The organism is Candidatus Zixiibacteriota bacterium (assembly GCA_016933955.1).
Classification (GTDB): domain Bacteria; phylum Zixibacteria; class MSB-5A5; order GN15; family PGXB01; genus JAFGTT01.
This window is the reverse complement of sequence record JAFGTT010000015.1, coordinates 15,229-30,427: the sequence shown is the minus strand read 5'-3', so window position 1 is coordinate 30,427 and position 15,199 is coordinate 15,229. Positions and strand designations below refer to the sequence as shown.

General features: G+C 48.0%; 14 protein-coding genes. All 14 read left to right on the top strand.

Features of this window, described 5'->3' with window-relative positions; all coding sequences use genetic code 11:
- Positions 1-10: 10 nt before the first annotated feature.
- The 14 genes from JXQ28_05110 to JXQ28_05045 all read left to right on the top strand — a co-directional run bounded on the left by JXQ28_05110 (position 11) and on the right by JXQ28_05045 (position 15,199).
- Positions 11-2,284, top strand: a complete 2,274-nt coding sequence (locus JXQ28_05110; protein ID MBN2277105.1) for an HDIG domain-containing protein — start codon at positions 11-13, stop codon at positions 2,282-2,284.
- A complete protein-coding gene (gene ybeY / locus JXQ28_05105; GenBank protein ID MBN2277104.1) occupies positions 2,284-2,703 on the top strand; it encodes an rRNA maturation RNase YbeY in 420 nt (139 codons plus the stop codon). Before JXQ28_05110 ends, ybeY begins: the two co-directional genes overlap by 1 nt.
- Positions 2,703-3,977, top strand: a complete 1,275-nt coding sequence (locus JXQ28_05100; GenBank protein MBN2277103.1) for an HlyC/CorC family transporter — start codon at positions 2,703-2,705, stop codon at positions 3,975-3,977. The genes ybeY and JXQ28_05100 overlap by 1 nt, the downstream gene beginning before the upstream one ends.
- 153 nt (positions 3,978-4,130) lie before the next feature.
- Positions 4,131-5,456 (top strand): glutamine synthetase, encoded by a 1,326-nt coding sequence (locus JXQ28_05095; protein ID MBN2277102.1) that lies wholly within the window; start codon positions 4,131-4,133, stop codon positions 5,454-5,456.
- A 176-nt stretch (positions 5,457-5,632) separates the two neighbouring features.
- Complete coding sequence (locus JXQ28_05090; protein ID MBN2277101.1) at positions 5,633-6,433, top strand: alpha/beta hydrolase; 801 nt, start codon at positions 5,633-5,635, stop codon at positions 6,431-6,433.
- 208 nt (positions 6,434-6,641) lie between these two features.
- Entirely contained in the window at positions 6,642-7,241 is a 600-nt protein-coding gene (purN, locus tag JXQ28_05085; GenBank protein ID MBN2277100.1) for a phosphoribosylglycinamide formyltransferase, read from the top strand.
- A gap of 1 nt (position 7,242) precedes the next feature.
- Positions 7,243-8,139: a phosphoribosylaminoimidazolesuccinocarboxamide synthase gene (locus tag JXQ28_05080; GenBank protein ID MBN2277099.1), complete on the top strand. Its 897-nt coding sequence runs from the start codon at positions 7,243-7,245 to the stop codon at positions 8,137-8,139.
- A 14-nt stretch (positions 8,140-8,153) separates the two neighbouring features.
- A complete protein-coding gene (purH, locus tag JXQ28_05075; protein ID MBN2277098.1) occupies positions 8,154-9,713 on the top strand; it encodes a bifunctional phosphoribosylaminoimidazolecarboxamide formyltransferase/IMP cyclohydrolase in 1,560 nt (519 codons plus the stop codon).
- 93 nt (positions 9,714-9,806) lie between these two features.
- Positions 9,807-10,280 carry a DUF494 family protein gene (locus JXQ28_05070; protein MBN2277097.1) on the top strand — a complete coding sequence of 158 codons (474 nt, stop codon included), beginning with the start codon at positions 9,807-9,809 and terminating at the stop codon, positions 10,278-10,280.
- A gap of 29 nt (positions 10,281-10,309) precedes the next feature.
- Positions 10,310-11,500: a bifunctional phosphopantothenoylcysteine decarboxylase/phosphopantothenate--cysteine ligase CoaBC gene (gene coaBC / locus JXQ28_05065; GenBank protein MBN2277096.1), complete on the top strand. Its 1,191-nt coding sequence runs from the start codon at positions 10,310-10,312 to the stop codon at positions 11,498-11,500.
- 70 nt (positions 11,501-11,570) lie between these two features.
- Positions 11,571-12,254 carry a uracil-DNA glycosylase gene (locus tag JXQ28_05060; protein ID MBN2277095.1) on the top strand — a complete coding sequence of 228 codons (684 nt, stop codon included), beginning with the start codon at positions 11,571-11,573 and terminating at the stop codon, positions 12,252-12,254.
- Positions 12,238-13,656, top strand: coding sequence for a replicative DNA helicase (dnaB, locus tag JXQ28_05055; GenBank protein ID MBN2277094.1), 1,419 nt, complete (start codon positions 12,238-12,240; stop codon positions 13,654-13,656). The genes JXQ28_05060 and dnaB overlap by 17 nt, the downstream gene beginning before the upstream one ends.
- A 3-nt stretch (positions 13,657-13,659) precedes the next feature.
- Complete coding sequence (locus tag JXQ28_05050) at positions 13,660-14,439, top strand: ABC transporter permease (protein MBN2277093.1); 780 nt, start codon at positions 13,660-13,662, stop codon at positions 14,437-14,439.
- 4 nt (positions 14,440-14,443) lie between these two features.
- Positions 14,444-15,199 carry an ABC transporter ATP-binding protein gene (locus tag JXQ28_05045; protein ID MBN2277092.1) on the top strand — a complete coding sequence of 252 codons (756 nt, stop codon included), beginning with the start codon at positions 14,444-14,446 and terminating at the stop codon, positions 15,197-15,199.

Below are 15,199 nucleotides of genomic sequence, written 5' to 3'. Positions count from 1 at the left end.
TGATCCCCCTATGAGCAGATTTCTAATCAGACTCAAACGACTGCTTAAACGTTTTTTGAAGGTTAAGGCGGAAACCCGCCAGACGCCCGCTTCACGGACCAGCAGCAAGATATACAAGTATCTTATGCTTCTGATGGCGGCGGTTTTAATAGCCTTTTTGTACCCCGCCGAAAATCTCTTTCAACCTCTCGATTTCCCGCGCCGGGGCGAAATCGCACAAAAGGATATTATTGCGCCTTTCACGATTACCATTGAAAAGACACCGGAGGAATTGAAGGAAGAGAAAGATGCCACAGCCAATGCCATTCCGACTCTGGTGGAGTATAATACCGACCTGGTCGATTCGACCCTGGCCCGGTTCGACGGGTTGATGAAGCGGGCCGATGCGGCCACAAAAAAAATCAAGAATATTTGGGAAGAAAATAATCAAACTGAAGCAAGAGCGGATGAATACACTGATTCTCTGAGTAGCTCTCTGAACCGGGACTATCCCTTCATCCGGAATGATGCCATCAATAAACTTTTGAGAAGCCGGGACACCAAACGGGCCGGGACCGTTATTGGGGATATTCTGGAAAACGAAATCTACTTTACCGGGGTCATGGCGGATTTGAAGACCCTGCCTGATGTTAAAAATCGTTCGGTGGTTATCCGAATCGACAAACGGGAGATTTTTATCATCCGGGATAAATTACTCGATTTGCCGCGGGCCTATGTCAGTTTTCTGGCGGCGCTGAATAATAGGTCGCTGGTGGATTCATTCGATGTTGATCAATACTACGAACTGGGACGGCATTTCATAATTCCCAATCTGACTGTCAATCTGGATGAAATGGAAGCGCGCCGAAATGAAGTCATGGCGGAAATATCGCCGGTCAGCGAGATTATTGCGGTCGGTGATGTTATCGTCAGGGCGGGAAGCAAAGTTACCGTCCGTCAGGCCAACATCCTGAAAGAAATGTATCGTCAGAAAGAGAAACTCAACGAGAATGAAAACTGGCTGGAAATGTATGTGCCGGTATTGGCCCGGCTCCTTTTGGTTCTGGCCGCTTTCGGGCTTTTATATATTTATCTTTATTATTATCACAATCAGATTTATGCATCCAACCCCAAAATCCTGGCCCTTTATCTGATTTACGGGCTGGAGTTGATTCTGGTTTATTTTATCGGTATTCGGCTGGACCTTTCTTTTTATCTTTATCCGGTAGCCATTTTCTCCATCCTGATTACGGTTCTGTTTGATGCCGAGGTGGGGACTTTTAACACCTTTGTCCTGGCTCTGCTTCTGGGAATCCTGCACCGGTTCAATTTCTCAATCACCCTTACGACTATAATTGTCGGGGTGGTGGCCTGTTATTCGATTCAGCGGGTCCGGCAGCGTTCTGAATTTTTTAAAGCCGTATTGTATCTGTTATTTACCTATTCCGTTCTCGTTTTCGTGCTGGAATCATTTAATATCTCACCATCCGAAGATATCTTCAATCTGCTGGCCTTTGGATGGGTCAATGCCATAATGTCGCCGCTTCTGGCCATGGGGATTCTGCCTTTTCTGGAATCGTTGTTTGGTTTTACGACCAATGTGACTCTTCTGGAATTGTCCGACATGAATAATCCACTTCTGAAGCGGCTGGCTCTGGAAGCGCCGGGTACCTATCACCATTCTATCCTGGTCGGGAACCTGGCCGAGGCGGCCGCCAAGGAAATAGACGCCAACCCGCTTCTGGCGCGGGTCGGAGCCTATTATCATGATATTGGCAAGATTGAGATTCCCGAATATTTTGTCGAAAACCAACTTGGTATAAAATCGAAACATGAAAGCCTGACCCCGACCATGTCGGCCATTATCCTGGCCTCGCATATCAAAAAAGGGCGAATACTCGGGGAAATGGCTGATCTGCCGGATGAAGTCCTGAACTTCATTGAAGAACATCACGGGACCATGACCATGTCGTACTTCCTCAATAAGGCTAAGGAAATGGGAATCGAAAATCCGCCGGTGGAAGAGTTCAAGTATCCCGGCCCCAAACCGCAGATTCGTGAGACGGCCATTGTCATGCTGGCTGATTCAGTCGAGGCGGCCAGCCGGACATTATCAGATCCCAAGCCGGCGAGGATAAGAAATCTGGTCCAGAATATTATAAATGATCGTTTCCAGTCCGGCGAACTGGAGGAATGCCCCCTGACTTTGAAGGACCTGGCCGGAATCAGAGAATCGTTCACGAAAATATTGATGGGCGTTTTTCACCATCGAATTGAGTATCCGGATAAGGAAGATTCCAAATAATGCATGTTAATATTATATCGGATACCAATCGACGTATCCCCAGGCAACAAATCAGGTGGCTGATTGAATCGATTGATGAGGAAGAGGCTCCACCTGACAGTACTGTCAATATTATCTTCACGCGGGATAAGGAAATTACCCGTCTTAATCGGGACTATCGCTCGAAACGAGGCCCGACTGATGTTCTCTCTTTTAATCTGGACAGTGGTCCCGGGGACAATTCGATTTTCGGGGAAATATATATCTCAACGGATACTGCGGCCAGAAATGCCCATCGCGACGGGAGGGGTTTTTACCTCGAATTGCTGGCTCTTTGCTGTCATGGTTATCTCCATCTGCTGGGTTATGACCATGAACTGGAGAGTGAGAGAGACCGCATGTCGGCGCGGGAGAAATACCATCTGGAAAGGATTGCCTGATGGAGATTCTTTTTTGCCTATTGCTTATTGTAGTAATCTATTATCTGGGATACGTCCTGTCGCTTTATTCCTCGGTCGCCTATATCGAACCCGAGAGAATCGAGCATGTCTCGGAAAAATTGTCGGGCATCCGGAAAAAATACCTGGCGGAAATATTGAAGAATCCTCGAATCAGTCTGCAACTGGCGGTTGTATTCAAATCATTGTTTCTGGTATTGGTCTCACTGCTGGTTATTTTGATAGCCAACAGCATGGTCGCCCGATACGACTGGCGGGTCGATATCTCTTATCTTTCCGGATTAATCCTGGTCTGGGCATTTTATCTGATATGTATTGAGATTTTGCCCAAACGTCGGGTGCTGAGATTGCTGGATAAGGAAATTTTGAATTTTCTTCCGCTTTATATCAGCGCCTATATCCTTTTCAGACCCATGGTGTTTTTCTACGGGCGTATTTTTTATCGGGATAAGGCCCAGAAAATACCGGAAGATCAGAAAGAGGATATTATCGAGCGGGCAATCGAGACCCTGGCTGAGCAGGCCGGTATCCGCGAGGCGATTGTTGAAGATGATGAAAAAGAAATGATCGGCCAGATATTTCAGCTTGATGTTACTGAAGTCCGGGAAGTCATGATTCCGAGAATTGATATCAGGGGATTCGAAATGAAAGCGGGTCTCGATGACATTAAGAAGCAAACCAAAGAATATGGTTTTTCCCGCTATCCGGTTTTCGATGAGACCATGGACAATATTATCGGGATACTCTATATCAAAGACCTGTTCACCGACTACCCTTCGGAAAAGAGTATATTTGACATCACCAATTTCGTCCGCCGTCCATATTTTGTTCTGGAAAAGAAAAAAATAAGTGAACTTCTGGCTGAATTCAAAGCCAATAAACTGCATATTGCCATTGTCGTCGATGAATTCGGGGGCACTTCGGGGCTGGTGACTCTGGAAGATATTCTGGAGGAAATCGTCGGCGAGATTGAAGATGAACATGATCATGGTTCTGATCCGGTGGTTCATATGCCGGATAATTCCCTGCGGGTTGAGGCCGGGGTCTCTCTGGATAGAGTTGTTGAAGAACTCAACTTGGATTATGAAACCGAGGATTTCGAAACGGTTGGCGGCTTAATTTATGATCTGGCCGGTTCGGTTCCTCCGGTGGGTACCATCCATCGCTGGAAAGATATCCTGTTTGAAGTGGAAGAAGTTGAGGGGCAAAGGATTAGTTCGATAAAGGTGTGGGTGAAGAAGGGTACTGAACATTAATCGAAATAAAATTCGGTTTGCCCGGTTGACATAAATCGATTCAAACAGCTGTTTCTTTTTTCCGTTTAACTCCTATTCCGAATTATTTTAATTGATTTGGGAATAAAAAAACCGATAAATAAGCAACTTTCAAATCTAACCGGAGGTTGTCAGGTGACCAAGACTAAGGAAGATATTTTACGGATTGTCAGTGATGCCAATGTTCATTATGTGCGCCTTAACTTTACGGATATTCTGGGTCGGCTGAAGGGGATGGCTATTACCAATTCCGAACTGGAGGGAATTCTTGAGCGCGGGCAGGGGTTTGATGGTTCATCGGTTGAAGGATTCGTCAGGATTGAAGAATCGGATCTGGTGGCGGTTCCTGATTTGCGGACATTCCGGATAATACCCTGGGAAGTCGGTGGCGAAAAAACGGCCATGATGTTTTGTGATATTCAAAACTCCGACAGCTCGCCGTATGAGGGTGATCCCCGCTGGATCCTCAGGAAAATCCTCAGCGAAATTGAGGATAAAGGCTGGACGTTTAATGTGGGTCCGGAGCTGGAGTACTTTTATTTCAGTGAAGAAAACAATCCCGAAGTCCTCGATCTGGGCGGCTATTTCGATTACAATTCGGCTGATATCGGAACTCAGCTTCGCAAAAGGACCAGCGCGGCTCTGGAGTTTATGGGTATTCAGGTCGAATGTTCGCACCATGAAGTGGCGCCCAGCCAGCAGGAAATCGATCTCCGATATCAAGAAGCCCTGATGATGGCCGATTTCGTTCAGATTTATAAATTCGTGGTCAAGGAAATCGCCATGCAGAATGAGGTTTATGCGTCGTTCATGCCCAAACCCTTATACAACGAAAACGGTTCCGGGATGCACTGCCATATGTCGCTCTTTAACGGCGAAAAAAACCTGTTCTATGATAAAAAAACACCGAATAACCTGTCCAAAATGGCTTTGAGTTTCCTGTCGGGAATACTGCACCATGTCAGGGATTTCACCCTGATTACCAATCAGTGGGTGAATTCGTACAAGCGCCTGGTGGTAGGATATGAAGCCCCGGTTTATATTTCCTGGGGTACCAGAAACCGTTCCAGCCTGATAAGGGTGCCCATGTTTAAAACGGGCTACGAGAAGGCCACCCGGATTGAGTTACGTTCGCCGGATCCGGCCTGCAATCCCTATCTGGCTTTTGCCATAATGCTGGCGGCCGGTCTGGATGGATTGGAAAACAAATATCCATTATCCAATCCGATTGAAGAAAATATTTTCACCATGAGCGACGATGATCGCAAATCCAGGAAAATTGGCTCTTTGCCGGATTCGCTTGAGAACGCCATTAAGGCCATGGAAAAATCAAAACTGGTCAGGGAAACCCTGGGCGGTCATGTATTCGACAAGCTTATTGCCAATAAGTGGGTGGAATGGGATGACTATCGCAAGAGTGTAACCAATTTCGAACTGGAAAAATATCTGCCGTTTTTATAATGTATGTCTGCCGGAGATTGGTAATTGGCACATTGCCGATGGTTCGAAAGAGAATAAATCGGAACCATCGGAATATACTGGTATACTCTGGCCGCCGTCCTTTCGGACGACGGCCGTTTTAATACCCTTATATCTTTCGCTGGAAAAGGTCCCTGAAAAAACCGGAAGAGTGATTCATGCCGTATTGTAAATCCGCTGATGTTAATATCTATTATGAGATTCACGGATCCGGTTTGCCGTTGATGTTTCTTCACGGTTTCACCCTCGATGGGCGGATGTGGCGTGATCAGGTCGATTATTTTAAAGAACGATATAGGGTTATAATCTGTGATGCGCGGGGGCATGGTCGATCGGAAGCTCCGGAAACCGGCTATGCCCGCGAGGATAGAGCCGGAGATATTCATAAACTGGCCGATCTTTTAAATCTCACGAAATTCCACCTGATCGGTTTATCGATGGGTGGGGGTGATGCCGTGAGTTTCGCTATTGATCAACAGGAGCGGCTTTTATCGTTGACTCTGGCCGCCACCGTGGTCTCGGGTTGGATGCCTTCAAAGCGATACCATGATTTCAGCCGTGAGGCAAAGGAAAAAGGATGTGATGCGGCTCTCCGGGATTATATGCAAGCTACCCTGGGTTATTATGATAAACGACACCCGGCATTGAAAAAAAGACTCCATGAAATAATGTCCGATTTCAGCGGCGGTCCCTGGCTTGATCCTATGAAAGGCAAATATCCTAAAAGAGATGATTTGGCGCTGGTGAGCGGACTGGAAATCCCGATTCTTATCATGGCCGGGCAACATGATATTTATTTCCGGCCACTGGCCGAACGACTTCATCATCTGATCAAAAATTCCCGCCTGGAGATTCTTAAAGATGTCGGTCATATGGTTAATCTGGAAAATCCCGCTGAGTTCAATAAGATTCTTGAAACATTCTTGTCCGCCATAGAACTTCCGGAAATTAATCCATGATCAGCATAATATAATTGGAACAGGAATCCGGTTTCAGTGTTCTCACTGAATTAATTGACAAATTTGGGCTTAAGATGAGGGGAATTTATATCTTTACATATTCGGCAAAAGGCAGTTATTTGGATACTCTGTAACGCTGATAGCAGTAATGATAACGGAAAAGGACAGATCCGGAATTTGGCTGGATGGATATTAAGGAAGGAATTCGATGAGCGAGAGGACTAAACTGGCTGTTTTCATTTCAGGAAGCGGTTCCAATCTGCAGTCGATTATCGAGGCGGCGGCCGGAGGACGATTGGCCGCCGAAGTGGTTCTGGTGATATCGAATAAGAGTAACGCTTATGGTCTGGAACGAGCCACTCAGGCCGGCATTGAGACCTTTATATATAAAGCGAAAAAATACCCTGATCAGAACGCCGCCGCAACCGATTTGCTGGAGATGCTGGCGCAGTATGAGATCGATTATATTGCGCTGGCCGGGTATCTGCAATTACTACCCAATGAAGTCGTGAAAAAATATCGAAACAGGATAACCAATATCCATCCTGCCCTGCTTCCCAAGTTCGGTGGCAAAGGGATGTACGGGCATTTTGTCCATGAAGCGGTTATTGCCGCCGGGGAAAGGGAATCGGGCGCCACGGTTCATCTGGTCGATGAAATTTACGACAACGGCCGCATCCTGATGCAAAAGAAGGTCCCGGTTATGCCGGATGATACTCCGGATACTCTGGCCGCCCGTATATTGAAAATCGAACATGAAATATATCCTCAGGCACTTGATAATCTGATAAAAGGGAAATACGACTGATATGGAAAAATGTGTTTTAAAAACCGAAATCAAGGAATATCCTTTATTCAGTCGCGGAAAGGTCCGCGATGTTTATGATCTTGATGATCGGCTGTTGATTGTCACAACCGACCGGATTTCGGCCTTTGATGTTGTCCTGCCGAATGGAATACCGGGCAAAGGAAGGGTGTTGACGGAAATGTCACTCTTCTGGTTCGACCTGCTTAAGGATGTTGTCAGATCGCATCTGGTTACCGCTGATTTTGGACAATATCCTGATAAACTGAAAAAATACCGGGATATCCTGGAAGGCCGGTCGATGATTGTGGTTAAGGCCGAACGGGTCGATATGGAATGTATTGTCCGCGGGTATATATCCGGTTCCATGTGGAAAGAACTGCAGCAGGCCCGCAAGAAAGGACAGAATGTCGTCCACGGTTTTACTTTCCCGGCTGATTTGAAGGAATCCGATAAACTTCCAGAACCGATTTTCACTCCATCCACCAAAGCCGAGGGCGGTCATGATGAGAATATATCGTATGAAAAATCGGTGGCCATGGTAGGCGAGGAAACGGCCCGGCTGTGCCGCGACATATCATTGGCCATGTACACCAGGGCCGCTGATTATGCCCGTAGCCGGGGGATAATAATTGCCGATACCAAGTTTGAATTTGGTTATCACAAAGGAGAGTTCATCGTCATCGATGAGGTCCTCTCACCGGATTCATCGCGATTCTGGCCTCTCAATCAGTACACTCCCGGAAAAGGCCAACCGTCATTTGACAAGCAGTTCATTCGTGATTACCTTTCCGGTCTTGACTGGGACAAGACTCCTCCGGGACCAACTCTTCCTGAGGAAATAGTGACAAAATCGGCCGCCAAGTATGCCGAAGCGGCCAGGTTATTGATGAGGAAATAAGCATGAGCGGAATGATAAAGATAAGACGCGCTCTTATATCAGTATCGGACAAAACCGGTCTGGTGGAACTGGCCAAAGCTCTGGCGGAAAATGACATCGAAATCCTTTCCACCGGTGGAACCCTGGCAACCTTGAAAAAGGCCGGCATTCAGGCGGTCTCGGTGTCGACCTTCACCGGGGCGCCGGAGATACTTGGCGGCCGAGTTAAAACCCTTCATCCCAAAATCCATGCCGGAATTCTGTTCCGACGTGACAGCGAGGCTGATAATGCCGAAATGATACACCAGGAATATAAGCCGATTGATATGGTAATCGTGAATCTATATCCGTTTGAAAAGACGGTAGCAAAACCAGATGTATCGGAAGCGGAAATTATCGAAAACATCGATATTGGTGGTCCGACCATGGTTCGCGCCGCCGCCAAAAACTATTCGGGCGTGGCAGTGGTTACCGGTCCGTCTGATTATCCCTTGATAATCGATGAATTGAAGCGTAATGATGGTTCCCTGAGTCTGGAATTAAGGCGGGAATTGGCCAGCCGGGCTTTTGCGCTGACCAATACCTATGACAGAGCCATTGCGGACTATTTCATTGGCAAGAAACCGGAAACAGACGATGAATTTCCGCGAAAGCTCACTCTGTCATTTGATCATCTGCAGTCATTGCGATACGGAGAGAATCCTCATCAAAAGGCGGCTTTTTATGCCGACAAAAAATTTAGCGGTCCGACTCTGGCCCGGGCGGAAATATTGGCTGGTAAGGAACTGTCGTTTAATAACATCTCCGATCTCGATGCCACCCTGGAAATGCTTCTGGATTTTGATGAACCATTTGCCTGCGTTCTCAAGCATGCCAATCCCTGCGGGGCCGCGGTCGGGGCTACTCTGGCCGAGGCCTATCGCGATGCTTTGGCCTCGGACCCTCTTTCAGCTTTCGGGTCGATAATCGGGCTGAATAAAAAGATCGATCTGGCGACAGCCGAATTATTGCATCAGACGCATTTTGTGGAATGTATCCTTGCGCCTGGTTATGATGAAGAGGCTCTGGCGCTTATGAAAAAGAAAAAAAATCGTCGTCTACTCGCTCTTCCCGAAATAATCGGTGGGCGTCCGGAAGGCGAGATGGTCAATAAGTTCGTCAGGGGAGGAATGCTTTATCAAACCGCCGATGATATCGAAACCCTTAAAACCTCTCTAACGACCGTTACCGATCGGAAACCGACTGACGAAGAGACTGAGTCATTACTTTTTGCCTGGAAAATTGTCAAACATACGAAATCGAATGCAATTGTAATTGTCAAAGGTAAGGCAACTGTCGGAATCGGCATGGGGCAGACTTCCCGGGTTGATGCTTCGGCACTGGCCGTGAAAAGGGCCGGAGACCGTACCCGCGGGGCGGTTCTGGCTTCCGATGCCTTTTTCCCCATGCCTGATGGCATTGAGGTGGCGACTGAGGCTGGAGTAACGGCCATTATTCAACCAGGCGGATCCAAGGGTGATCCGGAGGCAATTGAAGCGGCGAATAAGGCCAAGGCCGCCATGGTCTTCACGGGCGTGAGGCATTTCAAGCACTAAGGGTAGGGTATTTTTTCCAGATAATCCTTGCTTGCATGGCGATCTGTGCGTATTTTAAAGATTATTGAATGGTTACGTTAGAAAGGCTTAATAGTGGGTAACCGTGTTCTGGAAATTGTCGTTTTTCTGATGTCGCATATAAAAGACCACCAGGGTCAGCTTGAAAATATTGATGATATTTCTTCCTATCTTAAAAGTAACGGCTTTACTGACAATGAGATAAGCTCGGCATATTCCTGGGTTCTGGACCAGCTTCAAACCGATTCGCAGTTTATTATAGATGGCAGTCAATCCAACCTCTCGACCAGGGTTCTGACCGAACAGGAACGTCGCTATTTCACGCGGGAATCTTGTGGTTATGTATTGCAGCTAAAATATCTGGGATTGATTAGCGATTCTCAACTGGAAATGATCCTGGAAAGAGGCGCTCTTTTGGGACCTTCTCCGGTCAATCTGGAGGAAGTTAAGATGCTTGTTGGTTCGATGCTCTTTCGTGAGAACGAGTTGCTTGAATCGGGCCGTCATCAGATGGTTTTGCTTCCCGATGATGAGGGTTTGATTAACTGATATAAGCCCAATTCCCTGAACAAATCCAAATGCCTTTAAAAGACAAGAAAATTCTGGTGGGTCTGACAGGTGGTATTGCCGCTTATAAGACCCCGATCTTGATTCGGCTTTTAAAAAAGGCTGGAGCCGAGGTTCGGGTGGTAATGACCGAGGCCTCGACCAGATTCATAACTGAATTGACGGTCGAGACTGTCAGCCAGAATCCAGTGGCCATCAAGATGTTTCCGGAAAACCGTTATGTCGGACCGCATCATATCGACATGGCCGCTTGGCCGGATCTATTCGTGATTGCCCCGGCCACCGCCAATTTTATCGGGAAAGCGGCTTCCGGCATCTGTGACGATTTATTAACTACCGTTGTATGCGCCACCAAGACTCCGATTATGATTGCGCCATCAATGAACAGCAATATGTACTTAAATCCGATAACTCAAAATAATATCGAATATCTTAAATCACTGGGTTATATTATGATCGATCCCAATACCGGGGAAATGGCTTGCGAAACCTATGGTCCGGGCCGCATGGCCGAGCCGGAAGAGATTTATCAGTTTATTCTGCAGTATTTTTCAAAAAAAAAAGTCCTCGAAGAAAAAACGGTCGTCGTAACCGCCGGACCATGCCGCGAAGCAATTGATCCGGTTCGTTTCATATCCAATCGTTCATCGGGGAAAATGGGTTATGCCCTGGCCCGGGCGGCATATGATGCCGGAGCCAAGGTCGTCCTTATCTCCGGTCCCACCAACTTGAAAGTCGATTCCGGAATAAAGCTGATCCGGGTTGAAAGCACCGGGGAGATGTATCGGGCGGTCAAAAAGGAATTCGCCCGATGCGATTATCTGATCATGGCGGCCGCCCCGGCTGATTTCACTGTTGCCCATATTGAAAAGAAGAAGATTAAAAAGGAATATGGTAATCGGTCTATTGATTTAATTCCCGCCATTGATATATTGAAATCATTAAAGCCGGATAAAAAAAGGCAAAAGGTTATCGGTTTCGCGCTTGAAACGGATCATGGTATTGAAAATGCCCGGGCCAAGCTGAAAAATAAAAGCCTCGATTTGATCGTTTTAAATGAAGTGGGGGAAACGACTCCTTTCGATAATGACAGTAATCAGGTCACTGTCATCACGAAAAGGGGAAAACCGGAAAGGCTTGCGCCTATGCCCAAGATGGAACTGGCGGTCAGGCTGATCGAGTATATCAGCAGGATAAAATAATATGGCCAACTGGAAGGATCGGATGCATCCCGATGCCGCCACCCTGCTATTAAAGGCGGCCAGGTCCCAGATGGAATTGGGTTTTGATGAACTGGTTATTGATATGTCGAGTTTAAGTGAAAAGAAACAAAAACTGGCGGCCGCCGGTGTTAGTCGTAAACGGGAGTATCATTATAAGTCGCTTGATGCTCATAACCGGGCTATTGATAAATGTCTGAAATGCCCGCTCGGATCGACCCGGACCAAATTTGTCTATGGGACCGGCAACCCCGATGCCGGGATAATGTTCATCGGTGAAGCACCCGGACGTGATGAAGATCTGCAGGGCATCCCGTTTGTCGGCCGGGCCGGACAACTACTGGATAAGATTCTGGCGGCTATTAAATTCAGTCGCGAGGATGTTTATATCGCCAATATCCTGAAATGCCGTCCCCCCAATAATCGGGATCCCCAACCGGAAGAAATGAAGGCATGTATGCCGTATCTTCTCGAGCAGATAAGATTAATCAATCCCAGGATTATCTGCGCTTTGGGTCGGATTGCCGCACAGGGGTTGCTGGAAACCACCACGCCGCTGGGCAAACTGCGGAAAAAATGGCATGATTTTCACGGCATTCCGTTTCTGGTAACTTACCATCCTGCGGCTTTGCTGAGATTTCCGTCATACAAAAAAGATGTCTGGGAAGATGTCCAGATGTTAAGGGCCAGGTATGATGAACTGGTTCCGGAGAAGATCAATGGCCTCCAGTCCTGATGTGGATAAAAAAGTAGCACGTCTTGAACCGCCGCAATCGGTCGACGCCGAACAAGCAGTCCTGGGATCGGTTTTAAAGGATTCCGAGGTTATCAGTTCTGTCCTCGAGCAGATCGGGGCCGAGGATAATTTTTATGTTCCCAAACATCGCATCATATTTAGGGCGGTTCTGAATCTCTATGAAAAGAATGAACCCTGCGATATTACCACGGTAGCCGAGGAACTGGCCAAAATGGATCAACTGGATCGTATCGGCGGCCGGCTATATCTGGTGGAACTGGTGGATGGGGTGGCAACCGCGGCCAATGCCGAGGCTTATGCTAAAATTATTCTTGAAAAGGCCGTTCTGCGGCGTTTAATCGAGGCCTCGAACGGTATTGTCAACAGCTGTTATATCCTTGACCAGGATGTTTCCGAGATTCTTGACCGGGCTGAACAGAATATTTTTGCCATTTCCGAAAGCCGGCTTCGGAAAGGCTTTACGCCGCTCTCGGAATTGGTGCCGAGTACATTCGAGCAAATAGAGAATTTCCAGGAAACCAAAGGCGGTCTGGCCGGAATAAGTACCGGTTATGCCAAACTCGATGAAATGACAGGCGGCTTTCATGATGGTGAATTTATCGTGGTGGCCGGGCGTCCATCGATGGGAAAGACAGCCCTGGCTCTGAATATCGCCGAGTTTATGGCGATAGAGCACAACGTTCCGATAGGCGTATTTTCGATTGAAATGTCCAAAGAACAACTGGCCTTGCGGATGCTTTGCGGGCGGGCACGTCTCAGCCAGCATAAACTGCGGACCAACCGTCTGCGCGATGCTGAATGGCAGAAATTGACCCTGGCCGCCGAACCATTAAGTGAAGCGAAAATCTTTATCGATGACTCGGCCGTCCTGACTCCTTTGGAGATGCGGGCCAAGTCACGACGCCTGAAAGCCCATCACAATGTCGGATTGATTGTTGTCGATTATATCCAGATGATGTATGCTTCGGGGAGGGCCGAGAATCGCCAGCAGGAAATGGCCATGATCTCGCGCTCGTTGAAAACGCTGGCCAAGGAATTGAATATTCCGGTGGTGGCCATAAGCCAGTTGTCGCGTATGGTTGAGATGCGCGGCGGCGATAAACGCCCTCAACTTTCCGATCTGCGTGAATCGGGAGCAATCGAGCAGGATGCCGATTTGGTATTGTTCGTTTATCGCGAGGAATTTTATTTATCACACCTTCCGGATGATGATCCCAAACGACTGGAAGCCAGGGGAAAGGCTGATATTATAATTTCCAAACAGCGTAATGGACCGACCGGGGTGATCCCGCTGACTTTCGTCAAGGATTATATCCGGTTTGAAAACCCCAGCTGGCAGCGTCCGGAAATTCCGGTGCAGGAGTCGGATTACGAATTTTGATCAATGAATAACCAGGTTCCTTTGATCGGTCGCAGCGTGATTGCCTTTATCTCGCGTATTGGCAGTACCTTCATGCTGTTTTTTAGAGCCCTGTATCATTGTAAATCGATTCCCAGCTCACTGGGACTGATAACCGATCAATCATTCTGGATCGGTAATAAGTCTTTGCCCCTGATTGTTATCACCTCGATTTTTGTCGGGGCTGTTTCGGCGTGGCAGGCAGCCTACCAGTTTAAATTTATCGGGGCACCGATGCGTTACCTGGGAAGTGCCGTGGGGAAAGCGATTGTAATCGAACTGGCGCCGGTCCTTACGGCTTTGGTTGTGGCCGGTCGGGTTGGGGCCGGAATTGCGGCCGAACTGGGAACGATGCGGGTCACCGAGCAGATCGATGCCGTCGATTCCATGGGTATCAGCCCAATTCGGTATCTGGTAATGCCGCGGTTTCTGTCGGCAACCATTATGCTTCCCATCCTGACCATTTTTGCCAATTTCGTGGCGATTTCAGGAGCCATGCTGGTGTCCATTATGTTTGTTAATCTGTCATACGAAACCTTTCTGCTGGGGGTTAAAAGCTCCTTCAGCATGGCCGATATGCTCGGCGGATTTCTGAAATCCACAGTTTTCGGTATGATAATCGGTCTGGTCGGCTGTCATGAAGGTTTTACCGCCAAGGGCGGAGCAAGGGGGGTCGGGCAGGCCACCACCCAGGCGGTGGTGATATCGGCCGTGTTGATTCTGGTTACCGATTATATTATTGCGGTCATTCTGTTCAGGGTGTAATAAAATGATCCCGTGCATAAGACTTGACAAAGTCACCAAGGCCTTCAATACCAATGAAGTTCTTCGCGGTGTCGATCTGGAAATCGGACGGAATGAATCGGTGGTAATTATCGGCCGGTCGGGATGCGGCAAATCGGTGCTTCTTAAACATCTCAACGCCCTGTTTCAGCCCGACTCCGGAACAGTCGTCGTCGAAAATCAGGATCTGTCCGGTCTGAAATATGAAGAACTGGTCAGCGTGAGGAAAAAAATCGGAATGCTTTTCCAATCGGCCGCGTTGCTGGATTCCCTGACGGTAGGGGAGAATGTCGGCCTAGCCCTGCGGGAAGTTGAAGGCTATTCGGAAAATGTCGCCCGCGAGGTGGTCGAGGAAAAACTGACTCTGGTCGGCCTCGGGGGGACCTATGATCTGTACCCGGCCAATCTTTCGGGCGGTATGCGTAAACGGGTCGGCCTGGCCCGGGCTATCGCCACTTCGCCAGAGATATTGCTCTATGATGAACCGACGACCGGGCTGGATCCGATCACGGCCGACATGATCAACGATCTCATAATTGAGTTGCACCGCAGGCTGAAAGTCACGTCGATTGCAGTAACGCATGACATGACCTCGGCCTATAAAATCGGGGAACGGATTGTCATGCTTCATGACGGCAAGGTGGAGTATGACGGGACGCCGGATGAAATAAAAAACTCCGGCAATGCAGTTGTCGATCAGTTTATCAATGGCCGTTCCACCGGCCCCATCCAGGTACGGTAA